This window comes from Wolbachia endosymbiont of Diaphorina citri (assembly GCF_013096535.2).
GTDB lineage: Bacteria > Pseudomonadota > Alphaproteobacteria > Rickettsiales > Anaplasmataceae > Wolbachia.
In genome coordinates this window covers 973,813-998,493 of record NZ_CP051265.2, presented here as the reverse complement: position 1 = coordinate 998,493, position 24,681 = coordinate 973,813, and the positions used below count along the sequence as shown (strand labels likewise).

Below are 24,681 nucleotides of genomic sequence, written 5' to 3'. Positions count from 1 at the left end.
GTAATAGAATGACATTATCTACTATACAAATTACCTGCAAATTGCAATGTTCGAACAATTGTGTATCTGAGTTTTGAGATGACGAAACTAGGGTTGTATAATCTATACACATTTGTGACAATTTCTTACCTTCGCTCAAATAACTTTTCAATATCGCTTAATTTCATTTCTATATAGGTTGGTCTTCCGTGATTGCATTGTCCAGAATATGGTGTTTTTTCTATTTGCCTCAACAACTCATTCATCTCCTCTAATTTCATCTTTCTACCTGCTCTAATTGATCCATGACAAGCAATTGTAGCTAGTATTTTATTTATTTTATCCTCTATAGGTAGAGTATCTTCTGTTTCTATTAATCTATCCACTATATCAATTAGCATTTCCTTCACATCTATTGCCCCTAAGATTGCAGGTATTTCTTTTACTATGATCGCATTTTCTGATTTAATTTCGATATCAAAGCCCATTTCGAAAAGCTTATCCTTATAAACTTCTATCATTTCCATACCGGCTTGACTTTTAATTTCAACCATTTCATGAAGTAGCAGCTTTTGCCTTTTTATATTTGATTTTTGCTTTAAGCACTCGTACACTAACCTTTCATCGGCTGCGTGTTGATCAACTATAATGAGTTTCTCTTTTGCCTCGGCAATAATGTAAGTATTATGGACTTGACAGCATGCAAATCCAAGAGGATCACTTTCGATCAAATCAGTTTGTTTCTCTTCTAGTACTATAGCTTCTGTTTGTGGTTGAGACTTTTGCATTCCTGTATAGTTAAACGATTCTGATCGTTCTGATAATTCTACACTTGGAGAAGCAAATTGTCTAATTAGCTGATTTTCAAAAGGATCTGACCTTCCTCCATAAAATTTATTTTGAAGATTAGACCCACAAAAAGGATCTGATGATAGATGATTCCTTGTTATCTCAGTCTGGGTTACTACAGTTTCTGCAAGATCTATTCTCTTTGATAGCACTTTTATTAGCCCTCTTCTCACTATTTCATATATTAGCCTCTTGTTCTGAAACCTTACCTCTGATTTATTCGGATGAACATTTACATCTACTTGATCATACGGTATCTCTAAGTGCAACGCTGCAAAGGGATATCTATTGCTTGGAATAAGATCATGATACGCATAACGGATTGCGCCAATAAGTAGATTGTCTTTAATTGGTCTACCATTAACAAATGTATAGATTTGAGTTGAATTGCCACGATTGACAGTTGGTTTGCAGATGTGTCCTGTAAGCCTAATGCTGTCTTCTTCAAGAATTTCAAGAGAGTTTTCATAAAATTCTCCTTCTATTTCACATACCCTGCTAAATAACGATTCCTGCTTAGCATATTTTAAAAGCTTCTTGTTATCCGAGGTAAGAGTAAACCCAATTCCATAATTAATCATTGCTAAGTTGTTTACGATATCAACAATGCTTTGTGTTTCTGCCCTTTCAGTTTTTAAGAATTTTAATCTATTGGGAGTAGCAAAAAATAAGTCTCTTACTTCAATATGTGTGCCTCTTGATAAAGAATAAGGCATAACCTTTCCTATTTTTTCTCCTCCCTCATAGCTTATAGACCATGCTGTATCTGTTCCATTTGCCTTAGATGATAACTTTATCCTGCTTACTGCTGCAATTGAAGGCAAAGCCTCCCCTCTAAAGCCAAGATATTTGATTTCTATCAATTCGCTGTCACTCAATTTTGAAGTGGCATGGCGCATAAATGCAAATTCTAGGTCGTCCTTTCGTATTCCACTTCCATCATCTATTGCAGTAATAAGATTACGTCCACCACTCTCTATTTTAATTTCTATTTCTGAGCTTTTTGCATCTATTGCATTTTCCACTAATTCCTTTACCACACTTGCAGGTCTTTCTATTACTTCTCCTGCTGCTATACGATTTATGGTTTTTGTATCTAAAAGAACTATTGCCATTATAATTTTGGTTTCTCTTTTACTGCTTCAGTTTGTTCCTCTCTCCATTTTTTTAATCTATCTGCAATTTCATTGTTAGAAATTGATAATATAGATGCAGCAGTAATAGCAGCATTGCATCCTCCACTCTCCCCTATAGACATTGTTGCAACTGGAACACCCTTTGGCATCTGTACTATAGATAATAGACTATCTAGTCCATTTAATTGTTTGCTTTGTACAGGAACACCGATAACAGGTAAATAAGTAAGCGACGCAGTCATACCAGGCAAATGAGCTGCTCCTCCTGCACCAGCTATAATAACCTTAAAGCCTTTTTCTTGAGCAGACTTAGCAAAATTAAAGAGTCTCTCTGGTGTTCTGTGTGCGGATATTATAAATACATCATGTGAAATTTCCAATTCTTTTAATAGGTTAATAGCATGCACCATAGTGCCATAATCCGACTCGCTTCCCATAATTATAGCAACATCTTTTTTCATTTTTTCTGTATTAGACATGATTTTATTTACTAACCAAATAGTATTTCAGAAGCAACAAATATTTAAATTAAATTACGAATATGATATAGCATTCTCATTAAATAGAAACTTTAAAAATTGAAATGAATCCTATATTAAAATAATGAATCCTATATTAAAATATAGAGGTATAAATTTCGGATATAAGGGTCTATTCATAATCTTTTTAGAAGCAAAGCGGTGGAAGCAAGAAGACGATTTGTAAGCTAGTATTGAATTTTGCTTATCACAATTGTCTACACTTATCTATAAGAGTATTAGAGATTTACCTTTTGACAATACGGCAAAGATCTCGACAGTTACATCCTTTTATTTGTTTCTTTGCAACTACTTTTTTATATATGTTTCAAAACACTTTCTTTACTTCCGCTATGTTTTTTACTTCATTTATTAAAATAATCTTGCCATTTTGAAAACATTGTTGATTCACTGAAGGCCACTTTTAGGACCTGCAACACTATGTAAAATACATCCTAAATCTTCTTGATTTTGTTTCTTTCTACAGAACTTTACTCAGTTTTTCTCCTACTCATCTTGCTCTGTTTTCATAATTTACATACTCTATCTCCTGCTTTATTCCTTTCTTGAGATTATGTACAGTCTCTAAAACGAGTTTGTAAAATGATTATTTCTGTATTTTAAACTTTGCAATTTTAACTTATTTTCTTTAATAGTGAGTTTTTTACAAAATAATAGTTTGAAATTACTAGTATTTTGATAAAAATTATAGTCAATTTAAAATTTTGAGTATCAGTATATCATTATAGTTATTGACAAATTATATAGTATTAATATATTGGTATATTAAATATTATGATATAATATTTAATAAAGCTAGTTAGTATGTGAGAGTAAAAATTATGGAAATAATATCATTAAACAATCTGGATAGTGAAGCAATAAAAAAAAAATTGCTTGGAATAATAAGTAAAATTATAGGAAAAAATACTTGGACTCAAGCTTGTGCGGCCGAGAAACTTGGTATTGATCAACCAAAGGTGTCACAAATTAAAAGTGGTAAGACAAGTGGTTTTTCTTTAGAGAGACTGTTAGGTTTTTTGAAAAAGCTTGATCATGAAATAACAATTACAATAACAGAAAATCAATCAGTAAAAGCTAAAGCAGAAAAAGTAGAATGTAGAATTGGATCTCAATAGATCCGAAGTTGACATCTTATTTTTTGTGATATAGTATAAAGCTTATCAAGGTAGTATTTTATGGTTGAGTCTATTGTAGAAAAGTGTGTAGAACAGGTACACAACCGTTTTAAATTGGTTCTGCTAGCAAGTCAAAGAACACATGATTTGAGTACAGGGGCAAGCGATCCCGTTGAAATGGTTAAGTTTAAAGATCATAAGGATACGATAGTTTCTTTATATGAAATAGCAGAAAAGAAGGTGAATACTCATGAATTGTTTAACCTTTTGGTGAAAAGGTGCAAGGAGCACATGAAAGGAAATACAGATAATGCTTATAGTAGTAGTCCAAGTAAGCTAGCAAATTTGTTAAATTTTTCTGATCATCAACTTAACACAAGTCTGGATATAAGTCAAAAAGGTCAAGATGATGAAATAGATGATCAAGATAGTGGTGAAGAAGTGCCGATTTAGAAATCTGCAGAAGTTATAATAGCTTATAAATGATTAGTATTGCTATCTATGCGCTTTTATTCTGTATGAGTGTAATGTTATGTTGTATAGTGTTTAGGTCAAGTGATGTGTACAATAAGGTTTTAGCATTCAATAGTTTATCAACACAAGTAGTTTTACTCATAACAGCAATATCGATTATTCTGAATGATTTTTTTTTAATTGATATAGCATTGCTATATGCTAGCATCAGCTTTATATCAACTATAGCGCTAATGAGATTAATGTTGTTTTGATAATTTATGGTAGCATCCATTCTCATATTTTTAGGTATTTGTTTAATAGTCATTTCAAGCTTAGGAGTAGTAGTATTTCCTGATTTCTATACTAGACTACATGCTGCAGGTATTGCAGATTCTAGTGGCGCAATGTTGTTGTTGATTGGTTTTGCTTGGCAAAATGAATTTTCAATCAATACTATTAAAGTTATACTATTAATTTTTATAATATGGATAGCCAATTCAACTAACAGTTATATTTTAGCGCGTACTTATTATAAAAGTAAAGACTATTAAAGAAGGTTAAGATGCTAGAAATACTGAATCTAATATTACTTTTGCTGTTACTCATGGTTACAGTTTTTATAGTTCTTTCGAAACATTTGGTTGTAAGTGCTGTTCTAATGTGTGTATTTAGTTCACTTATTTCACTTATGTACTTGATTATGAATGCTCCAGATGTTGCAATTACTGAAGCTTCTGTTGGTGCAGGATTGAGCACAGTCTTTACGTTTGCAGCACTCTCTTTGGTAAAGAATTACAAAGCAAATTTATCTCATAGCCCCACAACACTTTTTTTTATGTTATTTTTGACTGCATGTTTATCATACTTTATGATTCAATTACCAGATTTTGGCAGTCATAATGCTCCAGTTCACTTGCACGTTGCTCCTTATTATGTAGAAAATACTGAAAAAGCTATTGGTATTCCTAATATAGTGACAGCTGTTTTAGCAAGCTTTCGTGGTTATGACACATTTGGAGAAACTATAGTAGTTTTTACTGCTGCACTTTGTATAATGTTAATATTAGAAGAGAAAGAAAGTGATTAAAGATCCGGTATTAAGTGCAGTAACATTTTTGATGATACCTTTTATCATTTTGTTTGGTTTATACATACAGTTTCATGGTGACTATACTCCAGGTGGAGGTTTTCAGGCGGGAATAATTATTGCTTCTGGGATAATATTATATTCTATGTTATTTGATATACCTACAACTTTAAAAGCAATACCTTACTCTATGATCAAATTTACTAACGTACTAGGTATTTTAACCTATGGAGGAGCTGGTATTATAACAGTTTTATTTGGCCAAAATTTTTTATCCTATAGTATATTATCAGCTGATAGTAGAACAGGTCAAAAATTGGGTATTTTCTTAGTGGAGCTGGGTGTATTACTTACCGTCTCTTCTTCCATGTTAATCATATATATAAATTTTGCTCGTAAGAAAAAACAATGACTCTATATAATTATGTAGGCATTACTATATTAATGGTGCTAGCTTTCTATATCATTGTAAATGATAAAAACTTAATCAAAAAAATGATGGGATTAAGTGTCTTACAAGCATCTGTTTTGTTATTTTACATATCTTTAGGGTATATAAAAAGTTCTTTACCTCCTATATTGACTTCAAATTTTCACTTATATACCAATCCTATACCTCACGTCTTAATGCTTACTGCTATAGTGGTTGGAATTGCAACATTTTCAGTTGGATTGTCCATAGCGGTAAGAATGGAGAGATTAGTTGATTAAGAAGAGTATGAATAAATTGACAGTATCTTAAACTATATGAAGTAGGAAGTAACTATAAATTAAGAATAAAACTATAAGCTTGCTAATTGTAAGTTTATTTGATAATTAAGAAATAAAATTATAAACTGTAAAGGTAATGATGTCAACTATTAATGATACGGAAGATAGGAAAAAAATCATCAAAGATCTTGTAGCTAAAAGTATGAGAAAGGGTGGTTTTATCACTTTTGATGATATAAATGATAAGTTGTCAGATGAAAATTTTTCACCTGATTTTATAGATGATACTATAGCTCTATTGCAAGACTCTGGGATTAACATACTGGAAAGTAGTGAAGATGAGGAAGAAGCTCCTTCTAATGATGGTGGTAATAAGCTTGATGATGATGAGACATCGTTGAATACTACTACAATTTTAGTGCAAAATGATGATCCAGTAAGGATTTATTTACAAGATATGAGCTCTGTAAAGCTTTTGTCACGAGCAGATGAAATTAAGATAGCAAAAAAAATTGAATCTGAAAAGCATAACATGTTACGTGCGATAATTGAAACATCAGTGGCATTCAACATGATCAAAACATGGCGTGATGATTTAAGTGGTGGAACTTTTTTGCTGAGAGAAATTATAAATCTGGATGCAATTTATAACTCTGATTTCAACATGGTAGACAAAGAAGAAAGTGAAGCTGAAGATGTTAGAGATTGTGTTAATGATGAGGAAAAAGGTGATGATGAAAAGGGAAATGAGAGTGAAGACATAAGTTCAGCTAACTTAAATATTTCTGTTCTTGAAATGGAAAGTGATTTATTGCCAAAGGTTATCACGGCATTGGATGAGATCATTGCTTTAACAAATGAAGCATTGGTATTGAAAAAAAGTTCTAAAGATTTCTCTAATGAGCTAGAAAATTTATATAATCAAATATGGTCTGTAGCATTACAAATTCAGTTTAGTGATGCTGCTATTAACAGAATTACACAAAAACTTTACGAAATAAATAGACTAATCACGTTTAAAGAAGCTAATCTTATTACTGAAGCTAGAAAGTACGATATTGATAGAGAAAGTTTTTATAATGTTTATGATGATGTGCTTTTAGAGCACGAGTTTAGTGAAATAAGTCTTCTCAAGATTAATGAAAATCAATCTCTTTTTACAGGTGAATTAAAAAATAAATTCTTAAGGTTTATAAACGATAGCTATGAGTATATAGCTAGTGCTTTAAGCAATATTAAGAGTTATGTACAAGGAGATAAAGTTCAGGAGTTTAAGAAGCTAATCAAGAGAATACAGAAACATGAACAAGAAGTCTCTCAAGCAAAGCAAGAAATGATTAAGGCTAATTTAAGGCTGGTGGTTTCGATTGCTAAAAAGTATTCAAAAAGAGGCCTTGATCTGCTTGATTTGATACAAGAAGGTAATATTGGTCTTATGAAGGCTGTGGATAAGTTTGATTACAAACGTGGGTATAAATTTTCGACTTATGGTACTTGGTGGGTAAAACAATCAATCACTAGGGCAATACCTGAACAGTCTAAAGTAGTTAGAATACCAGTACATATGGTGGAAATTATCAGTAAAATCAACAAAGCATTAAGAAAGATGACTCATGGAATGGGTAGAGAGCCTACATTAGAGGAATTGAGTATAGAATTGGCGATGCCGATAGAAAGAATACGCAAAGTTATGAAGATAGCAAGAGATCCGGTAAGTCTTGAAGCTCCAACAGGAAAGGATGATAGTAGTACCTTCGGTGATTGTATAGAAGATAAGCGAGTTTCTAAACCAGAGGATGCTGCAATACTTGCCGACTTGCGTGGCATTACGACCAATGTTCTTGCAACTTTAACACCAAAAGAAGAAAGAATTCTAAGGATGCGCTTTGGCCTTGGTAAAGATGGAAAGGAGCATACCTTAGAAGAAGTAGGAAAAATTTTTAATGTTACACGTGAGAGAATTAGGCAAATAGAGGCGAAAGCACTACGTAAGTTGAAACATCCAAGCCGTGCTAAAAAACTTAGGGGTTTCTTTTAAGGCAGAAGGGCTGCTCAAAAAATAGGTAAAATTCAGCCAAAGTTCTATAATTTTACCCTATTTTTCTTTTTTTATAGGCTTCATAGAGCAGTATGATTAGGTGTTGAATGTTATGGCAAATAAAAATAATAACTCTAATTCAGAGTGTAAAAATTTTTGTGTTCTGGGTGATAGTTTATCTGATGATGGTGCAATTATTGAAATTTTAAATAACTTATCCTTTGTAAGAAACGTGAACTTAATGCCCATTTTTATTAAGGAGGATCTTTTAGTAATGGCCTTGCTGTTGTTGAATATGTAGCAAAGTATTTAGGTTTAGAAGAATTTAAGCCATCATGGAGATGCTCATTTTTTGATCGATACTATGAACAGCAAGGTCATAACTATGCGATTTTATATGCAACAGCATCTGAAATTCTTAACTCTATTTTTTCTTATTTCCTCAATAAATTTCGTTTAGTTAATCAGCTAAACGCAGTAATTAAACATCATCCAGACGTAGGTAAAGGAGATTTATTTTTCATTATAATCGACGGAAATAATATTATGGGTGCCACTGCTTATACCAATGTTAAAGCAGAAAAAGTATTGAAATAAAGCGGTTAGTGAAATATGTAATGCATTTGGTTCTAAATGAATATGGTGTAAAGCATGTGATTGTTGAAAATGTGACTGAGGTTGTTTTGATACTAGCTTTAATAAAGACGAAAAGCAAGAGAGCTGGCTGGCAAAGCTTACACAGAGTTTCAATACAAAATTAGATAATGATTTAGATTATATGAAGAAAGGTGCAAATCTTGAAATAAAAGCATTCGATCTTAACTCTAAAATGAAAAGTATGCTTGGTAAATATAAGAGCAAAGGGTTAAATGATCGAGATGTATACCTATCAAACATCACAGACCAGTTTGGGGGAGGTGATTTGGAAAAAGTATAAACATACTCTTGTTGATATTTAAAACCCCAGTTGGGGATTAGAAGTCAGTGAAAAAGCCAGGAAAATAGGGTAAACTCCGGAAACATATTATCAAAAAATAGAGAGGTTACCCATGAATAAAAATGTAACAGAATTATTTTGCTTTGTAGACGATTTTTGCAAGGCTATAAACAAAAATTTCGCAGAAAAACTCCTGCCAAACAGTAAAAAACCTACCAGAACGCCAGGGATTACGCATTCTGAAATTCTTACTATAATTTTACTTTATCAACAATCTAGATGTGAGGACTTTAAATCTTTCTATACATATTATTTGAAAGCACTACATGGATCTGAGTTTCAAAATTTGCCAACATATAGTAGATTTATTAGGCTAAAAGGTATTTAGTGCTCTTGTTAAAGTGGCTTTGTGAGCAGTCAAAAATGACCGGAATTTCGTACATAGATGCAACTTCTATCGCTGTTTGCCATCCAAAAAGAATCTCAAGAAACAAAGTTTTCAAAGGATTGGCAAAGCTTGGAAAGACTACATATGGCTGGTTTTTGGGTTTTAAATTGCATATGGTAATTAATGAAAAAGGTGAAATTCAAGGAGTTACAATGACTAAAGGTAACGTTGACGACAGAAAACCAGTACCAAAATTAACTGAAAAACTGACTGGTCTTTTGTTTGGTGATAAGGGCTATATAAAGAAAGAGCTCTTTGCAAAACTCTTCGATAGAGGAATAAAACTCGTTACCAAAGTAAAAAAAGGTATGAAAAATACATTAATGCTTCTTGAAGAAAAGATTTTTTTAAGAAAAAGGTCGATTATTGAAACAGTTTTTGGTTACCTCAAAAACAGACTTGATCTTGAGCATTCAAGACACAGGTCTCCAATAAATTTCTTGGTGCACATCTTTTCCACATTAGTTTCATATTCTATGAAGCCTAAAAAGCCCTCTATTTCTACATTTTACTGTATTGATTAATCCGCAACTGGGGTTTAAAGGCTTACTATTACCCATAAATCTAAAAATGGAGAAAAAGCTGCTATTTTACTAATTCAACTTTCTATTATAAATAGATCTATGGTCTAAAAATGGAATATATGATGAAAAGAACTATAAATACCTCAACTGGCGAATGGGCAGAAAGTGAATTTGGAATTGTTAATTTTGGTGATATAAGATTAAGTAAAAGGCTTCTAAAAATAGTTAATAGTTTTGCTGAATCGCCTGAGCGTTCAATAAATCAAGCTTGTGAAGATTGGCATCAAAGTAAAGCAGCTTATAGATTTTTCCAAAACGATGCCATTTCTGAAAGAAAAATATTAGACAGTCATATAATTAAAACTGTTGAAAGAGCTAAAGAATACTCAACTATCTTAGCTATCCAGGATACGAGTTATATTTCATATAAAAATCATAAAAAGACCGAAGGATTAGGGATTATAGCAGCAAGATTAACATCTAAAACAACTAATTTTAAAACCCATGGATTAGTGATGCATACAACGTTTGCAGTTACAACAGAAGGACTACCTATAGGATTATTGGATCAAAAAATTAGTACTAGACCTTCCTTAACTGAAGACCTAAAGGAGTTGAAAAGAAGAAGCCATAATACTGCTCTTCCCATAGAAGAGAAAGAAAGCATACGGTGGATAGCATCACTTAAAGACTCTACTAAACATCCTGGATTAAAGGATGTTAAGGTAGTTACCGTTTGTGATAGAGAAGCAGATATTTATGATTTATTTGAAGTTGCTTCCACTAATCAATCTCTTTTTGTAGTAAGAGGAAATCAAAACAGAACAGTAAACAAGAAGTCGACTTATTCTGAAAAAGGTGGTGAAAGATTGTGGGATTTGATGAATCGCATGTCTTGTCAAGGAGAAATTCAAGTGAGTATTCCTGCTCGCGATAAAAAACCTCAAAGAACAACAGTTTTAGAAGTAAAGTTTAGTAACTTTGTGATGAATGCATCAAAAAACAACGCTAGACGTAAAACCCAAAAACTTCCTAATTTAAATTTAAATGCTGTCTATGTTATAGAAAGATATCCCCCATTTGGCGAAGAGCCCATAAACTGGATTTTGTTAACAAATATAAATATTAATAATTTTGAAGAAGCAGTAGAAAAAATACAATGGTATTGCTTAAGATGGAGAATAGAGGTTTTTCATAAAATTTTGAAATCCGGTCTTAAAGTTGAAGAATGTAGGCTCCAAACAGCAGATAGATTGATCCGCTTTCTTACAATTATGAGTATAATTGCATGGAGAATATTTTTTATTACATTGGTAGCTAGAACAAATCCGAATCTTTCTTGCACTGTCATACTGACTGATGACGAATGGAAGGTTTTATATACCAAAATGCTTAAGACAAAAAACTATCCTGAGACTCCACCACCTATAAGAGAAATTGTGAGGTGGGTGGCCAAGTTAGGAGGGTTTTTAGCTCGCAAAAATGACTTAGAACCAGGTCCTATAGCCTTGTGGAAGGGATGGAAACGTCTCTTTGATTTAGCAGAAGGATGGAGACTTGCTCATGAATTCTATACTTGTGGGTAATAGTAAGTCCTGGAAATGGTAAAACACTTATCGCCCGCGCAATTGCAGGTGAATCAAATATGAATTTTATAAGTATCTCAGGTCCAGAACTTATTGGAGTATATATTGGTCATGGTGCACATGCTGTACGCGAGCTTTTTAAAGTAGCGAGAAAACATTCTCCTTGTATAGTATTCATAGATGAAATAGATGCAGTTGCGCAAAAAAGAAGTACCGCTAATAACTCAGCTTACCACTGTCGAGAGAGCTTAACACAGTTACTAACTGAAATAGATGGATTTAAGAGCAGAAAAGATATAATAGTAATTGGTGCAACTAACCTGGTCAATGAGATAGATCCAGCACTTATTAGGCCTGGACGCTTAGGTCAAAGGGTTCATATACCTAATCCAAATGTGGAAACGAGACAAAAGATATTGGAGCTTTATACCAAAAATACAAAAACTGATGGAAGGCTAAATATTCAAGATATTGCAGAAAAAACAGAAGGCTATTCTGGAGCTGAGTTAGAACAATTAGTCAATGAAGCAAAAATACACTCTGCTCTTGAAAGAAAGTCCAAAGTAGTGAATAAGGAAGATTTCAACCACGCGTTTGACAAGCTAAATCCAGGACAAGGAAGAGGGAGAATAACATTAGCTTCATGTCAGACACAGACAGAAGCCTCTTTTATACAATAAAAACTGGAAGTGTAGCAAGATGTGCCAAATTTCGTTATTGAAAATAAAATTTAAAACTTGGATTTGCTATCATTTTGCCACTCGTTAGTACCGCAGTGGTATGAAATACTTATAATAGAACGCAAGCTGCAAAAACTTACTTGGCAAATTTATTTGTATCTGTTCAGCAGAGCAGCAAAATGAGGTGGATGAGAAAAGACAACTAAATGGGTGTCACAAAAGTAGCTGACACTGGCATCTAGTCCTTTCCATCAAAAATGCTGTAAAGTGTTTACCAATTTAGTTGGATCCCAGTGTAAGCTACTCGGATGATAAGAAAAGAAACACTGGTTTCAATATTTGCATACATCTGAACAGATACAGATGGCTAAAATATTGAAGAAAGTATACGCGTCAAGTTAAGAGCAACTAGCCTTCTTTAAGGGGATGTTCAAAAAAGTGTGTCAAACCGAGAAGTAAAATATAATTGAGATAAAAATGGAGGTTTGACATGAGTCAAAGAATAGCAGATAGAACTACTGGTTTGGTAGATTATAAAGAATTAGAAACAAATATCTTGTCGTCTATACGAGAAGGTAGACCATTAATGGGAAAAGATGGTGCATTAACGCCATTTGTAAAAAGGCTACTTGAAGCAAGCTTGGAGGGTGAAATAGAACATCATTTATCTACTGAAAGCGAAGAAAACAATCGTAGAAACGGAAGGAATGGAAAAACTTTGAAAACAAGTGCAGGTTCATTTGAACTATTGACACCAAGAGACAGAGAGGGAAGTTTTGAACCACAGATAGTGAAAAAAAGGCAAACAAGCCTACATCCAGAACTTGAAACAAAGGTCTTGAACATGTTTGCAAGTGGTGTGGGATACAGAGATATAGCATCATATGTGGAAGAAATTTATGACCATAAAATATCTGCAGCAGAGATATCTGGAATTACAGATAAATTACTACCTATAATCAATGAATGGCGTAGCCGTCCACTGCAATCAGTGTATCCAATAGTATTTATGGATGGGATGTTTTTTAAGGTAAAAGAAGACGGTCGCTGTGTAAGTAAGTGCATGTATAACATATTAGGAATAGACCAAAATGGCAGAAAAGAAGTACTGGGTTTTTACTTAGCAGAAAGCGAGGGAGCTAGCTTCTGGTTAGGCGTATTAAATGACTTGAAAGAGAGAGGAATAGAAGACATTTTGATAGCTTGTGTCGATGGCCTAAAAAGCTTTCCTGCAGCTATAAATAGCGTATTTCCTAATGTGGAAGTACAGCTATGTGTAGTGCATCAAATACGGAACTCTCTGAAATACGTATCAAGCAAAGATGTAAAAGTTTTCATGAATGATTTAAAAAAAATATACCGCGCTACAAGTAAAGAAATTGCAGAAAATTATTTGCTTGAGCTGGAGGAAAAATGGGGCGAAAAGTATCCATTAGTTGTAAAATCTTGGCAGAACAATTGGGAAAGTTTATCTGGTTACTTCAAGTATTCAGGTCCTGTTAGAAGGCTAATTTATACCACTAATCTCATCGAGGGGCTACACAGGCAAATTAGGAAATTTACCAAGACCAAAGGCGCATTCACCAGCATAAATGCCTTGTACAAGCTGGTATATTGTGCTATAAGAAAGGTGGAAGAGAAATGGACGATGCCTGTACATGATTGGGCATTATCTATATCTCAACTCGATATTTTTTTCCCTAGTAGATTAAAGATTGAGTTGAATTAAAAATTCGGTTTGACACACTTTTTTGAACATCCTCTTCTTTAACTTGTTAAGAAAGGTCTTTTTTCCCCAGATTCTATTATCACATGCTGAAATGACATCGAAGGATGCTCTTGCTTCTTCATGTGATTATGCAAAAAGCCCTTTGAATTTTTACAGCTTGAAAAATCTTTATACAGTTTGCTTTCTTTAAATGCTTTAACTTTCTCTTCATTATTTAGCGAGCCATGTTTAGAAAAATATTCATCTGTCGTTTGAATATATAAACTAATCAGCTCAGGAAAAGTGTAATCAGTTTTGTTGGAAGACTTTAAACACGTAATTGGCAATTTATGTATATCTTTATCAGCTTTTTTAGAATCAATACATTTATCATTCTTTCTTAATGTTGTATGCTGCTTAAAAAAGCCTTCATATTCCTCAAATCCTTCGAATACTTCTTTTTTTTGGTAATCTTTCCTTCTACCGCTTTGATCTATTTTTTCTATTTTTGTTGCAAGTTGCGCTGGCTGTTTTATCGTTTTATCTCCCTCTCGATTAAAGTACATTGTATAAGGAGTAATTGAATTTACGATTTTATATGTCTTCCAGTGGCAGCCAAAAATCTTTAGTACCAATTTGATTATCGGAGCAAGAAAAATTTTTAATTTTGCTATGAATCCAAAATAATAAAGAGAAGCTTGTTTAAGTGAACTTGCAGCATTGCTAACGATGCATCTTAAATGTATATCCTTATACTTAAAATTTTTATGAACCTCTGCAGCCACATGTCCACCTAGGCAGTCTCCAAACAATATAATATCATCTGGTTTTATACCTTTTTCCAACAAGTTAGTTACAACTGCTATACCAGACTTAACTCTGTTGCTACGTATCAATGAGGTGTTTTTACTTAAACCAAGTCCAGGATAATTAAAGAGATGTACAGTAATTCCTTGCTCTGTAGCCCAATTCCAATTTTGGGAATAATCTTTACTAGGACTTAATGCTCTATTCCCACCAATAAAGTATATCAGATGTTTTTCACCTTGATTATTGTTTTGATTTTTACCAAGAAGCGTAATTGTCTCTATTTTCATCCCGTTTTGAGTTTTTATAAATTCTCTCTCAGTTTGCTCTCTTATTTCTTTCATATTTTAACCCTCACTATAATTATACAAAAAAATCTTAAAAAATCAACAAAATCTCAATTTTATGAACAATATAAACTTTTTAAAATTCATTGAATTATGCTTTCAAACGGTAGTACCGGGGTGTGAGTATAATGATTATCAATATATAAAAGTCATAGCGGATAGGCTTGAAGCGGCAAGTTCAGGTGAAGTGAAAAGAATAATATTCAATATGCCTCCGCGTTCAATGAAGTCTATTTGTGTAAGTGTTGCATGGCCTGCATGGATACTCGGTAATCAGCCAACTGCAAGAATAATAGTTGCAAGTTACTCTCGGCTGCTTAGCGAAAAGCACTCACTCGATACCAGGTGCATAATGCAATCTGATTGGTACAGAGAGCTATTTCCGAAAGTAGAATTATCCAAAGATCAAAACACTAAATATAAATTTCAAACAGTGCAAAGAGGATGTCGAATTGCAACATCAGTTGGGGGAACATTAACCGGTGAAGGTGGAGATTTTATCATCGTGGATGATCCACTAAGTCCCGCACAAGCTTTGAGCGAAACATTTAGAAAGCGTGCTGCAAACTGGTTTGATCAGGCTTTAGTAACCAGGCTCAACGACAGAAAAAAAGGAGTTATCGTTCTTGTGATGCACAGACTCCATTTAGAAGATTTAACTGCTCACCTCCTCTGTAAACCAAGAAACATATGGCACCATGTCTGTTTACCAATAATAGCTGAAGATAAGGAGATTATTTATTCAGTTAATAATCATATTCCAGAGCATGAACAGGAAATATACTCAAGAAAAGAAGGTCAATTGTTGTATTCCCTAACTGAAGGAAAAGAAGAAATTGAGATGATAAAAGCTGAACTTGGGAGTTATGGTTTTGCTGCTCAATACCAACAAAATCCTCTGCCACTTTCAAGTGGTATAATTAAACGAGAGTGGTTGAAGCGCTATAAAAATTTTCCTGATAGCCTCTTGCATGTAACACAAAGTTGGGATACTGCAATTTCAACAAACAATACAAGTGACTTTAGTGTCTGCACTACCTGGACAAAAGTAGATAATACATTCTATTTACTCGATGTATATCGCGCAAAACTTGAATATCCAAAACTTAAAGAGAAAGTTCTGTTGCTGGCTGCAAGGTGGAAGCCACACGCAATTTTAATCGAAGCAAAAGCAAGCGGTCAGCAATTGGTTCAGGAGCTCAGGAAAAACAGTGATTTACCTATTATTCAAATAGTACCACATGATGACAAATTAACTCGATTTCACCGAATTGTCCCAATTATAGAATCTGAGCGAGTTTTTCTCCCTAACCAAGCAGTATGGCTTAGCGACTTTGAGTATGAGATTTTAATGTTTCCAGAAATCCGTCACGACGATCAAGTAGACAGTACCGTGCAATATCTTCAGTGGGTGAGAAATAATATTGCTAGAGTGGTAGCTATACGTTCATTGTAGCTTGAAAAGGTTCCTCGGAATTGTGTATAATTTTTTTAACTGAGCTTATTTAACTTATCCATTTTCTGAATGATATTTTAGGGTTTATTGAAATAAATACTACGCAAAAATTCTATCTCTGGGTGCTTAGATGAATATCTTTATATTAGACGAAAATCCTGTAACTGCAGCACAAATGTTATGCGATAAGCACATAGTAAAAATGCCGCTAGAAACTGCTCAATTGCTTAGCAGTGTTTTTTCAATAGCATTAAAAGAGCCAAATCCTTTAGTCAGCATTACAAACCAGAATATAGAAGTTCCATATAAACTTACTCACAAAAACCATCCTTGTTCTTTATGGGCTAGACAATCAAAAGGAAACTTTGATTGGTTAATAAAACATGGAAAAGAATTGTGTATAGAATATAGCTTGCGATACAAAAGAACGCATAAATCCGAAGAAGTTATAGATTGGTGCGATAATAACAAGGATTTGCTAATATTTCGATCAGCTGATATACAAGCTTTTACACAAGCGTTACCTGATCGATATAAATGTAGTAACCCAATAGAAGCATATAGAGAATATTACCTAAAAGAAAAGATGAGATTTGCTAAGTGGGAAAAAGGTAGAGAAGCACCAGATTGGTTGCTAGACAAAATGCTATAGGTTATAAAATTATCCAAACCGATCATAAAAAAGGTAGAATTGAAGTTGCAAAAGCAATGCTGGCTGATAATGTTGATGTTTATCAAGTTTATTGATCTTTCTATTTGTGAGATTAAAGAATTCAGTAAACTGTTATTCCCAGTATATGGTAGGCTACTTGCACTATAGAGTGTCATGTACACATCTGTACTAACAAGCAGAGGTAAATCTAAGTCAGTTTAGATATAACATTTGCTTTAAAAAACTTTATTTTACTCTGATATTCTAGCGCTTTTCTGTGGTATTTTGTTGGGGTATAATTTGCAAAACTATCTTCCTTATAGGTTAAAAAATTACACTGCTTTATATGTAACTCTATCCACTCTGCATAATCCTGATGATCAGTTGCAATAAATATTTCACCTGTGACAAGTATTTTTTTTGCTAATAAATTTAAAAATTCCGTATTAATTAACCGTCTTTTGTTGTGACTTCTTTTTGGCCATGGATCTGGAAAGAGAATAAAGAATTTTTCAACACTGTGGTCAGGAAAATTGACAATTAATTCTCTTGCATCTTCTGTCCATATTAAAATATTTTTTATGCTGTGTGCTTCTATGCTTTTTAGCAAGGAAGAGACCCCCTTTAAATAAGGCTCACATCCTATAAATAATAGATCAGATTCATTGAATGCCTGATGGAGCATATTTTCACCATTACCGAAACCTATTTCTACCCGTATTCTTTTTTGTAAGTCTACGATCTTTTTTATAGATTCCTTGCTGTTTTTAATAGAATACTTCTCCAGAACATTCAACTTCAACCTAGATCTTCTGGAAAATGACCTAATCCAATTATTATTCCTAGATAACATATCTTACATAACTTAATCTTTTATAGCTTAAACAATTCTCGAAATGAATTAATGAGAATTTACTTGTCACTAATTATTAATATTATATAATATATGAGTTCTAATGAAGTTAAAATTAAAAGGTATGGAAAGTACAGTTGCTATCAAGAGGCTATCATCAAATAGGTTCATAGAAGAGATATTTCAAGATCAATTTGATAATCAAGACAATGACTTTTGTGAAGATTCTTTTGCTAACAAAATCAAAGAAGGAGATGTGGTAGAAGGTATAATCACAAGAAGAAATTCTAATGATATTGTGGTTGATGTTGGTTTAAAGTCAGACGGAAGAATTCTGATTAAGGAGCTCAGTTGTAATGATGATATCACTGTTGGCTCGAAAATTAGAGTTTATGTTGAAAGAATTGAAGATTACCATGGTAATGTTGTTCTTAGTCGTGAGAAAGCAATCAGAGACGAAAAATGGAATAAATTGGAAGAAAGCGCAGTTACAAAAGATGAAGTAACAGGAATCATTAAACGCTCAATTAAATGCGGTTTTATTGTTGATCTTGGTGATGGAATAAGTGCGTTTTTACCGCTGAGTCATGTGGATTTGAAGCAAATAAAAGATGCTAATCACCTTATTGAAACTGAACAAAAATTCATCGTGCTTAAAATGGATAAGAAGCAGGGAAATATTGTAGTATCAAGAAAGCTGGTATTAGAGAAATTGCATGCTGGTGAAAAAATTAAGTTTTTAGAATCTTTAAATGAAGGTGATGTAGTAGAAGGCAAAATAAAAAGCATCACTCACTACGGTGCATTTGTTGGCATTCATGAATCAGATACAGTGGGAGTTATAGATGGACTGCTACATATTACAGATATCTCTTGGAGTAATGTAAGTCATCCATCTGCAATTTTTTCTTGTGGTCAGCATATAAAAACTAAAATTATAAAAATAGATAGAGAAAATGGAAAAATCTCCCTTGGTGTAAAACAATTAGGAGATAATCCTTGGCAAGATCTAGAGTTAAAATGTCCAATTAACAGCTTACACAAAGGATGTGTAACGGGTATAAAAGATTGTGGATTCATTGTTGAGATTAAACCTGGGATTGCGGGTTTGGTACACTCATCAGAAATCACTTGGAGCAAGAATAATTTACCAATCAGTAGTTTTGTAACAATAGGACAAGAAGTGGATGTAAAAATTCTCGGTATTGACATTATTAAAAATAAGATGAGTTTAAGCACAAAAAGGTGCGTAGAGAATCCTTGGCAAGTATTTATTGATAAATATCCTCTTGGTTCTATTGTTTCTGGTAAAGTTAAAAGCAACAATGATTCACAAATATCTGTGACTTTTGATGATTCTGAGATATCTGAGGACGTAGAAGGAACAATTTATATGCAAAATCTAAGTTGGTCGAAAAACAATTCAGATGAAATAAAAAAGTATAATGTAGGTGATGAAATAGAAGCAAAAGTGATAAGGGCTAACGTAGATCGAACAAGAATTTATCTTGGAGTAAAGCAAATAGAGTATGATCCTCTTGAAGAACTGATAGAGAAAGTTAAAGTAGGGGATAAAATGCAGGTTACTGTAAATAAGAGAGAGGAAAATGGTCTAATCGTTGAAATTGAGAACAATGTAACCCTTTTAGTAGATCAAGAGCATTTACCAGAAAATAAAAAGTTTTCTATATCAGAAAAAATACAAGTGGAAGTAGTAGGTGTTGAAAAATATAATATCATATTATCTGCCAAATAACTTCTTGTACTTCATATAAATGGCAACGAAATCTGATATAATAGCAAGAGTGGCAAAAAAACACCTTTTGTTAGATAAGGTCATTATAGCAGCCATAGTTGATAGTTTTTTTCGAGTGTTTTCAAACACGTTGAAATATCATAATAGAGTTGAAATCAGGGGGTTTGGTTCTTTTTCAATTAGAAGCTATAACTTGAAAGAAGCAAGTAATTTGATGTCACAGAAGGTTGGAAAACATCAATACTTTAAAACTTATTTTCGTAGCAGTAAAAAGTTATCCCTCTTGATAAATGAATGAAAATCTATATTGTAAATTTGAAAGTTATACAATATAGCATCATATGCAAGTAGTAGAAATAGTTATACATAATAACACATATAAAATATCTTGTGAAAGTAAAAAGAAGGACCATTTATTACAACTTGCTAATAGCTTCAACAAGCTAGTTAGCTCCATATCTCAAAGAACTGGAGGTAAGGGCTCAGATGCATTAAATTTCTTACTTGCAGCATTGACTCTCGAAGACAAAATTCTAGAATTAACAAAGCGATTAGATGAAATAAATCAAGAATGCAAAAAGTATAGGGAGAAAAAAAGAGTAGAATATGCTGAAGTATTAGATAGGGTAAACAAGATTATTGGGTGCATAAGGGATTAAAGCAAGCAATCAAATCGACTATCTCACTACTCAAATCAGGTGGAAGAAGTTTCTTACGAGTTATGTAACAATATAATTCGCAATCATCAAGGTCAACTATTTTTTCGTATTCAATTAGTTCACTTAAGGAAAATTTATCAAGATATTTCAATGCAAAATGCCCTAAAAGTATATCAGTTTCTTTACAACCCCTATGCCAACTCCTATACATCAGTTTTCTTCTTAATAAGGAGATATCTATCATTGTCATTAAACTTTTTTTAATTTAAAGACTAAACTAAATACTTGTCAAGCAAGGCGCATTTTAATATACTCAACGTTTGATTAAGATTTAAAACATAGGTGGAATTAATTTCTCATCAACTTAGCGCTGGAATATATTATTTTTTATCATTTTCTTTAATAATTTCTATCATAGTATTCGTGCATGAATGTGGGCATTATATTGTCGCTAAAGCATGCAAGGTTAAAGTTGAATCTTTTTCTATAGGCTTTGGTCCTGAAATTTTTGGTTTTAACGACAAGTCTGGAACTAGATGGAAATTAAGTGCCTTTCCATTGGGTGGCTACGTTAAAATGTTAGGGGATACGAATGCAGCAAGCGTTCCTGTTGATCAACAAAAATTAACTGAAGAAGAAAAATTATACTCATTCCATACAAAACCTAGATATCAAAAAGCAGCAATAGTTTTTGCAGGGCCTTTTGCAAACATGATATTTACTGTTATAGCTTTTACAGTATTTTTCAGCGTGGCAGGTTATTATCGTACTCCACCAGTAATTGGTAATGTAATTGAAGAAAGTGCAGCAAAGCAAGTTGGCCTGTTACCAGGTGACACTATTACACAAATCAATGAGTATAAAATAAAATACTTTGAAGATATTTCACGCGTGATAATGTCAAACCCTGAAACAAGAATGGAAATTAAATATAGCAGGAATAACGAAGAGCATACAACTACCCTAACTCCTTTTACAGTTGAGGATAGAGATGTCTTTGGTAACATAATAGAAAGAAAAACTATAGGAATTACCTCAATTAATATGATAGGATTAAAACAATCATCTTTTCTTGGAGCTGCTAGCCTATCAGTGAGTGAAACCTACCACACTATGTGTTTAACAATCAAAGCACTCTTTCAAATTATTGTTGGTAAAAGGAGTATAAATGAAATAGGTGGGCCAATAAAAATTGCAAAATATTCAGGGCAATCAGCCAAAAAGGGATTTATTATGGTTCTATATTTTATGGCAATCATTTCAGCTAACTTAGCTGCAATTAACTTACTACCAATACCATTGCTAGATGGTGGACACTTATTTTACTATATTATAGAGTCTGTTATACGTAGAGATTTGAGTTTAAAATATCAAAAATATGCGGCCATTTTGGGCGCATCTGTATTGCTCTTGCTGATGGCAATTGCGTTTTCAAATGATATTAGGCATCTTTTTTAAGATACGTATGAAAAAGTTATTTCGCATACTAATAATAATTTTTATCTCTTCTCCTAATCTACTTTTTGCTCTAGAAAATAAGGAGAAAGTACAGATAAAAAATATTAAGTATGTTGGCAATGAGCGAGTAAGCGATCAAACACTAAGGTTTTATACAAAATTAGAACCAGGTAGTTATATAAATGATGATGATATAGATTCAGTTATAAAACGTTTATATAAAACAAAGTTATTTGCTAGTGTTAACGCCTACATGGATAATGAAAAAAACTTAGTAGTAAAAATTCATGAGAATCCATTGATTAACAAAGTAATATTAAAGGGCAATAAGTTATTTAAAAGTAAAGAGTTGCTAAATAACGTTATTCAGTCAAAATCACTAACTATTTTTGCTGAAACAAAATTACAAAACGATTTGATAAATCTAGTTACTCTTTATAGGAACAGTGGTAAAGTTGGTGTTAAAATTTCATATGAGCTAGATAAGCTTGGTAGCAATAGAATCAACCTAATTTTAAAGATAAAAGAAGGAAAAACCTCTAGAATTAAGGGTTTGCGATTCATAGGTAACAAAAACTTTTCAGGAAATGAGCTAGAGCAAGCTATCAAAAGGCATAGCAATGATATATTTAGTAAGTTATTTAGAGCCATTTTTAAAAGCGGAACTCATTATTCACCTCAATATCTACTAATTAACACAGAACTGCTTGATCGCTTCTATTCATCTAGGGGATATATTCAAAATAATATCCAACCAATTGTTGAGGTTGATAATAACAACCAAATAGAGTTAACTTTTTTGATTGACGAAAAGCAGCAATACTTATTTGGAAATAATGAAGTTGATATTGAAACTGAGATTCAGGATTTAAGTTTAAGAGAAGAAATATTAGAATTGATCAAAGAGGAAAATAATCAAATATTTAATAGAGTTAAAATTAACAATACAGCAGAAAAAATAAGTAAACATTTAAACGAAAAAGGATATATATTTGCAAAAGTTAATCCAGAATATACACAACATAACAATATTATGGATGTAACTTACAAAGTGCTACCAGGTAAAAAGATTTATATAAACCAAATTACTATTGATGGTAATGACCGCACTTTAGATAAAGTAATTAGAAGAAAGCTCAGCATAGCAGAAGGTGACGCATATAACACATCTGAGATTCAAAAATCACGTAGAAAATTGATATACAGTGACTTTTTTGAAACAGTAAAAATAAATAGTTATACAGTGGATGAAAATGCAGTAAATCTTGATTTAAATGTTAAAGAAAAGAGAACTGCCTCGTTATCTTTAACAGGTGGTATGTCTCTTCCTGGTGGAGTGTTTGTTAAAACCGATTTCACAGATCGTAATTTATTTGGTAGTGGTAAAGAGTTATCTTTTGCTCTTGAAAAGAGTCAATATGTGTTTTCTACTAGTATAGATGCTATTGAAAATAATTTTAACGACTCTGATACTTCATTAGGCATAAGTATTTTTTATGAAAAACAAGATAAACCAAACACTACTTTCGATACCTGCAACTGGGGAGGAATAGCAAAAATATCATATAAAATCTCAGAAAATCTAACCAATTCCTTTCAATATTCTTATAAGTATAATCACATACACATGGACAATAAGGGTGGAGAAGATGAGGACATCTCTAATATAATAAGAGATCAAAAAAGGGAGTATCAGATCTCATCAGTTGGATACACGTTAGCGTATAATAAATTGGATAATCTATATACTCCAAAGGAGGGGTACTTGTTGCGCTTAAATCAGGATATTTCAGGATTGGGAGGAAATGTAAATTTTCTAAAATCTGAGTTTTTGTCTTTTTATACACACCCTATACTAAGCAAAATTGATGATGATATAACACTGCGCTTTAAAATGGCAGCAGGTCATATTTTCTCTTATACCGATAAAGAGCTAAACATTGGCCAGCACTTTTTTAAAGGTGGTAATGAAATTAGAGGATTTGACCTCTCTGGTATTGGACCAAGAGCAGAAGATAAAAATAAAAGCTCATTGGGAGGCAAAACTTATTTTAATTTAACACAGCAAGTAGATTTTCCATTACCTAAATTATACGACTACACTGGTATTAAAGGCTCACTATTTGTTGACTATGCAACACTTTTTGGTTTAGATGAAAGAGAGGGATATAGTGGAGAATATTACGATAGTAAGCTTATGAGAGTATCACCAGGTTTTGGCTTTTCAATGCCTTCTCCTTTTGGTAGAATTAGATTAGATTTTGGGTTTCCTTTAGTAAAGGAAGCTTATGACATAATACCATCAACAAAAGTTAAAATTTCTATTGAAGCGGGGATTTAAATGAAATATATACAGTTATTTACATCAGTCATTGCCTTAATTGTTTCCTTATTTGTAGGGTATAAGTTTGTAGGGTATCAACCTCAGAACACAAAGGCTGCTATTATTGATAGTGACAAAGTTATCAATGAATCTCTGGCTCTGCAAAATATACAACAACAAATAAAGGAGCAGAATTCTAGATTACAGCAAGAATTTGAAAATCAGTTAGAAAAATTTAAGCCATCGAAAGAAGAATTTGACCTTTTGTCAGAAGAAGCAAAAAAGGAAAAGACAGAACAATTTAGTAAGCATACTGTAAGTGTTAGGGATAATTATGCTAAGAAAATATCACATTTAGAAGAAAATTATAGAGAAGCAGTAGAAAGTGTCTTTAACAAGATAAAAGAAGTTGCTAAAAAAACAGCAGAAAAAAACAACATAGATTTGGTACTATTTATTTCAAAAAAGAATCAAGTTTTGTACTCTATGGATGAAGTTGATTTATCGGATGTGGTATTAAAAAATGTAAACAAGGAAATACCTGAATTTGCTTTGCAAAGCATTGAGTAGGCTT

General features: G+C 32.6%; 27 protein-coding genes and 1 pseudogene. 23 read left to right on the top strand and 5 right to left on the bottom strand.

Annotated features, from left to right (window positions below; genetic code table 11):
* Positions 1-125 precede the first annotated feature (125 nt).
* Positions 126-1,943, bottom strand: coding sequence for a DNA mismatch repair endonuclease MutL (gene mutL, locus HGO49_RS04655; protein ID WP_017532005.1), 1,818 nt, complete (start codon positions 1,941-1,943; stop codon positions 126-128).
* Positions 1,943-2,443: a 5-(carboxyamino)imidazole ribonucleotide mutase gene (gene purE / locus HGO49_RS04650; RefSeq protein WP_017532006.1), complete on the bottom strand. Its 501-nt coding sequence runs from the start codon at positions 2,441-2,443 to the stop codon at positions 1,943-1,945. The genes mutL and purE overlap by 1 nt, the downstream gene beginning before the upstream one ends.
* Positions 2,444-3,324: 881 nt before the next feature.
* On the opposite strand from purE, the gene HGO49_RS04645 reads away from it, so the two are divergent.
* From HGO49_RS04645 to HGO49_RS04575, 15 genes and pseudogenes are all read left to right on the top strand, one after another.
* Positions 3,325-3,621 (top strand): helix-turn-helix domain-containing protein, encoded by a 297-nt coding sequence (locus tag HGO49_RS04645; protein ID WP_017532007.1) that lies wholly within the window; start codon positions 3,325-3,327, stop codon positions 3,619-3,621.
* A 60-nt stretch (positions 3,622-3,681) separates the two neighbouring features.
* Positions 3,682-4,074 (top strand): DNA-directed RNA polymerase subunit omega, encoded by a 393-nt coding sequence (rpoZ, locus tag HGO49_RS04640; protein ID WP_017532008.1) that lies wholly within the window; start codon positions 3,682-3,684, stop codon positions 4,072-4,074.
* Positions 4,075-4,103: 29 nt separating this feature from the next.
* Positions 4,104-4,349 carry a monovalent cation/H+ antiporter complex subunit F gene (locus HGO49_RS04635; protein ID WP_017532009.1) on the top strand — a complete coding sequence of 82 codons (246 nt, stop codon included), beginning with the start codon at positions 4,104-4,106 and terminating at the stop codon, positions 4,347-4,349.
* 6 nt (positions 4,350-4,355) lie between these two features.
* Complete coding sequence (locus tag HGO49_RS04630; protein WP_017532010.1) at positions 4,356-4,628, top strand: monovalent cation/H(+) antiporter subunit G; 273 nt, start codon at positions 4,356-4,358, stop codon at positions 4,626-4,628.
* An 11-nt stretch (positions 4,629-4,639) separates the two neighbouring features.
* Positions 4,640-5,164 (top strand): DUF4040 domain-containing protein, encoded by a 525-nt coding sequence (locus HGO49_RS04625; RefSeq protein WP_017532011.1) that lies wholly within the window; start codon positions 4,640-4,642, stop codon positions 5,162-5,164.
* Positions 5,157-5,576, top strand: coding sequence for a Na(+)/H(+) antiporter subunit B (locus HGO49_RS04620; RefSeq protein WP_017532012.1), 420 nt, complete (start codon positions 5,157-5,159; stop codon positions 5,574-5,576). The genes HGO49_RS04625 and HGO49_RS04620 overlap by 8 nt, the downstream gene beginning before the upstream one ends.
* Entirely contained in the window at positions 5,573-5,875 is a 303-nt protein-coding gene (locus tag HGO49_RS04615; protein WP_026092627.1) for a cation:proton antiporter subunit C, read from the top strand. The genes HGO49_RS04620 and HGO49_RS04615 overlap by 4 nt, the downstream gene beginning before the upstream one ends.
* A 139-nt stretch (positions 5,876-6,014) precedes the next feature.
* The gene (gene rpoD / locus HGO49_RS04610; protein ID WP_017532014.1) at positions 6,015-7,913 is read left to right on the top strand and encodes an RNA polymerase sigma factor RpoD; all 1,899 of its coding nucleotides are present in this window, start codon (positions 6,015-6,017) and stop codon (positions 7,911-7,913) included.
* Positions 7,914-8,025: 112 nt separating this feature from the next.
* Positions 8,026-8,214 carry a hypothetical protein gene (locus HGO49_RS04605; protein WP_017532015.1) on the top strand — a complete coding sequence of 63 codons (189 nt, stop codon included), beginning with the start codon at positions 8,026-8,028 and terminating at the stop codon, positions 8,212-8,214.
* A 316-nt stretch (positions 8,215-8,530) separates the two neighbouring features.
* Entirely contained in the window at positions 8,531-8,674 is a 144-nt protein-coding gene (locus HGO49_RS04600) for a GDSL family lipase (RefSeq protein WP_237398542.1), read from the top strand.
* A gap of 17 nt (positions 8,675-8,691) precedes the next feature.
* On the top strand, positions 8,692-8,850 hold the full coding sequence (locus HGO49_RS04595) for a hypothetical protein (RefSeq protein ID WP_017532017.1): 159 nt from the start codon (positions 8,692-8,694) through the stop codon (positions 8,848-8,850).
* A 112-nt stretch (positions 8,851-8,962) separates the two neighbouring features.
* Positions 8,963-9,822, top strand: a pseudogene (locus tag HGO49_RS04590) (IS982 family transposase).
* A gap of 119 nt (positions 9,823-9,941) precedes the next feature.
* Positions 9,942-11,408 carry an IS4 family transposase gene (locus HGO49_RS04585; RefSeq protein WP_172758531.1) on the top strand — a complete coding sequence of 489 codons (1,467 nt, stop codon included), beginning with the start codon at positions 9,942-9,944 and terminating at the stop codon, positions 11,406-11,408.
* Positions 11,399-12,088: an ATP-binding protein gene (locus HGO49_RS04580; RefSeq protein ID WP_237398541.1), complete on the top strand. Its 690-nt coding sequence runs from the start codon at positions 11,399-11,401 to the stop codon at positions 12,086-12,088. The genes HGO49_RS04585 and HGO49_RS04580 overlap by 10 nt, the downstream gene beginning before the upstream one ends.
* A gap of 490 nt (positions 12,089-12,578) precedes the next feature.
* Complete coding sequence (locus HGO49_RS04575) at positions 12,579-13,817, top strand: IS256 family transposase (protein ID WP_172758362.1); 1,239 nt, start codon at positions 12,579-12,581, stop codon at positions 13,815-13,817.
* 38 nt (positions 13,818-13,855) lie between these two features.
* On the opposite strand, the gene HGO49_RS04570 is transcribed toward HGO49_RS04575, so the two are convergent.
* Positions 13,856-14,947 (bottom strand): alpha/beta hydrolase family protein, encoded by a 1,092-nt coding sequence (locus HGO49_RS04570; RefSeq protein WP_017532398.1) that lies wholly within the window; start codon positions 14,945-14,947, stop codon positions 13,856-13,858.
* A gap of 61 nt (positions 14,948-15,008) precedes the next feature.
* On the opposite strand from HGO49_RS04570, the gene terL reads away from it, so the two are divergent.
* Together terL and HGO49_RS04560 are read left to right on the top strand one after the other, a co-directional pair.
* Positions 15,009-16,406: a phage terminase large subunit gene (terL, locus tag HGO49_RS04565; RefSeq protein ID WP_017532397.1), complete on the top strand. Its 1,398-nt coding sequence runs from the start codon at positions 15,009-15,011 to the stop codon at positions 16,404-16,406.
* 130 nt (positions 16,407-16,536) lie between these two features.
* Positions 16,537-17,058: a pyrimidine dimer DNA glycosylase/endonuclease V gene (locus HGO49_RS04560; protein WP_006013204.1), complete on the top strand. Its 522-nt coding sequence runs from the start codon at positions 16,537-16,539 to the stop codon at positions 17,056-17,058.
* 208 nt (positions 17,059-17,266) lie between these two features.
* Here HGO49_RS04560 and trmB read toward each other — a convergent pair whose 3' ends face one another.
* Positions 17,267-17,911: a tRNA (guanosine(46)-N7)-methyltransferase TrmB gene (gene trmB, locus HGO49_RS04555; protein ID WP_026092685.1), complete on the bottom strand. Its 645-nt coding sequence runs from the start codon at positions 17,909-17,911 to the stop codon at positions 17,267-17,269.
* Between the two features lie 103 nt (positions 17,912-18,014).
* Here trmB and HGO49_RS04550 point away from each other — a divergent pair, with 103 nt between their 5' ends.
* From HGO49_RS04550 to HGO49_RS04540, 3 genes are read left to right on the top strand one after another with little or no spacing between them, the layout of a single operon-like run.
* Positions 18,015-19,667: a 30S ribosomal protein S1 gene (locus HGO49_RS04550; RefSeq protein WP_017532395.1), complete on the top strand. Its 1,653-nt coding sequence runs from the start codon at positions 18,015-18,017 to the stop codon at positions 19,665-19,667.
* Between the two features lie 19 nt (positions 19,668-19,686).
* Positions 19,687-19,965: an HU family DNA-binding protein gene (locus HGO49_RS04545; RefSeq protein ID WP_017532394.1), complete on the top strand. Its 279-nt coding sequence runs from the start codon at positions 19,687-19,689 to the stop codon at positions 19,963-19,965.
* 43 nt (positions 19,966-20,008) lie between these two features.
* A complete protein-coding gene (locus HGO49_RS04540) occupies positions 20,009-20,326 on the top strand; it encodes a cell division protein ZapA (RefSeq protein WP_017532393.1) in 318 nt (105 codons plus the stop codon).
* On the opposite strand, the gene HGO49_RS04535 is transcribed toward HGO49_RS04540, so the two are convergent.
* A complete protein-coding gene (locus HGO49_RS04535) occupies positions 20,304-20,570 on the bottom strand; it encodes an FAD assembly factor SdhE (RefSeq protein ID WP_017532392.1) in 267 nt (88 codons plus the stop codon). The genes HGO49_RS04540 and HGO49_RS04535 overlap by 23 nt on opposite strands.
* A gap of 98 nt (positions 20,571-20,668) precedes the next feature.
* Between HGO49_RS04535 and rseP the strand changes: the two genes are divergently transcribed.
* The 3 genes from rseP to HGO49_RS04520 are packed head-to-tail and all read left to right on the top strand — an operon-like array spanning position 20,669 to position 24,677.
* Positions 20,669-21,784, top strand: coding sequence for an RIP metalloprotease RseP (gene rseP, locus HGO49_RS04530; RefSeq protein ID WP_017532391.1), 1,116 nt, complete (start codon positions 20,669-20,671; stop codon positions 21,782-21,784).
* Between the two features lie 7 nt (positions 21,785-21,791).
* A complete protein-coding gene (gene bamA / locus HGO49_RS04525; RefSeq protein ID WP_026092684.1) occupies positions 21,792-24,125 on the top strand; it encodes an outer membrane protein assembly factor BamA in 2,334 nt (777 codons plus the stop codon).
* Positions 24,126-24,677: an OmpH family outer membrane protein gene (locus HGO49_RS04520; RefSeq protein WP_017532389.1), complete on the top strand. Its 552-nt coding sequence runs from the start codon at positions 24,126-24,128 to the stop codon at positions 24,675-24,677.
* Positions 24,678-24,681 lie beyond the last annotated feature (4 nt).

Excerpts from the sequence above, each read along its gene's own strand:
- mutL (WP_017532005.1), bottom strand. The coding sequence starts at position 1,943 with ATGGCAATAGTTCTTTTAGATACAAAAACCATAAATCGTATAGCAGCA.
- purE (WP_017532006.1), bottom strand. The coding sequence starts at position 2,443 with ATGTCTAATACAGAAAAAATGAAAAAAGATGTTGCTATAATTATGGGA.
- HGO49_RS04645 (WP_017532007.1), top strand. The coding sequence starts at position 3,325 with ATGGAAATAATATCATTAAACAATCTGGATAGTGAAGCAATAAAAAAA.
- rpoZ (WP_017532008.1), top strand. The coding sequence starts at position 3,682 with ATGGTTGAGTCTATTGTAGAAAAGTGTGTAGAACAGGTACACAACCGT.
- HGO49_RS04635 (WP_017532009.1), top strand. The coding sequence starts at position 4,104 with ATGATTAGTATTGCTATCTATGCGCTTTTATTCTGTATGAGTGTAATG.
- HGO49_RS04630 (WP_017532010.1), top strand. The coding sequence starts at position 4,356 with ATGGTAGCATCCATTCTCATATTTTTAGGTATTTGTTTAATAGTCATT.
- HGO49_RS04625 (WP_017532011.1), top strand. The coding sequence starts at position 4,640 with ATGCTAGAAATACTGAATCTAATATTACTTTTGCTGTTACTCATGGTT.
- HGO49_RS04615 (WP_026092627.1), top strand. The coding sequence starts at position 5,573 with ATGACTCTATATAATTATGTAGGCATTACTATATTAATGGTGCTAGCT.
- rpoD (WP_017532014.1), top strand. The coding sequence starts at position 6,015 with ATGTCAACTATTAATGATACGGAAGATAGGAAAAAAATCATCAAAGAT.
- HGO49_RS04605 (WP_017532015.1), top strand. The coding sequence starts at position 8,026 with ATGGCAAATAAAAATAATAACTCTAATTCAGAGTGTAAAAATTTTTGT.
- HGO49_RS04600 (WP_237398542.1), top strand. The coding sequence starts at position 8,531 with ATGCATTTGGTTCTAAATGAATATGGTGTAAAGCATGTGATTGTTGAA.
- HGO49_RS04595 (WP_017532017.1), top strand. The coding sequence starts at position 8,692 with ATGAAGAAAGGTGCAAATCTTGAAATAAAAGCATTCGATCTTAACTCT.
- HGO49_RS04585 (WP_172758531.1), top strand. The coding sequence starts at position 9,942 with ATGATGAAAAGAACTATAAATACCTCAACTGGCGAATGGGCAGAAAGT.
- HGO49_RS04575 (WP_172758362.1), top strand. The coding sequence starts at position 12,579 with ATGAGTCAAAGAATAGCAGATAGAACTACTGGTTTGGTAGATTATAAA.
- HGO49_RS04570 (WP_017532398.1), bottom strand. The coding sequence starts at position 14,947 with ATGAAAGAAATAAGAGAGCAAACTGAGAGAGAATTTATAAAAACTCAA.
- terL (WP_017532397.1), top strand. The coding sequence starts at position 15,009 with ATGAACAATATAAACTTTTTAAAATTCATTGAATTATGCTTTCAAACG.
- HGO49_RS04560 (WP_006013204.1), top strand. The coding sequence starts at position 16,537 with ATGAATATCTTTATATTAGACGAAAATCCTGTAACTGCAGCACAAATG.
- trmB (WP_026092685.1), bottom strand. The coding sequence starts at position 17,911 with ATGTTATCTAGGAATAATAATTGGATTAGGTCATTTTCCAGAAGATCT.
- HGO49_RS04550 (WP_017532395.1), top strand. The coding sequence starts at position 18,015 with ATGAAGTTAAAATTAAAAGGTATGGAAAGTACAGTTGCTATCAAGAGG.
- HGO49_RS04545 (WP_017532394.1), top strand. The coding sequence starts at position 19,687 with ATGGCAACGAAATCTGATATAATAGCAAGAGTGGCAAAAAAACACCTT.
- HGO49_RS04540 (WP_017532393.1), top strand. The coding sequence starts at position 20,009 with ATGCAAGTAGTAGAAATAGTTATACATAATAACACATATAAAATATCT.
- HGO49_RS04535 (WP_017532392.1), bottom strand. The coding sequence starts at position 20,570 with ATGATAGATATCTCCTTATTAAGAAGAAAACTGATGTATAGGAGTTGG.
- bamA (WP_026092684.1), top strand. The coding sequence starts at position 21,792 with ATGAAAAAGTTATTTCGCATACTAATAATAATTTTTATCTCTTCTCCT.
- HGO49_RS04520 (WP_017532389.1), top strand. The coding sequence starts at position 24,126 with ATGAAATATATACAGTTATTTACATCAGTCATTGCCTTAATTGTTTCC.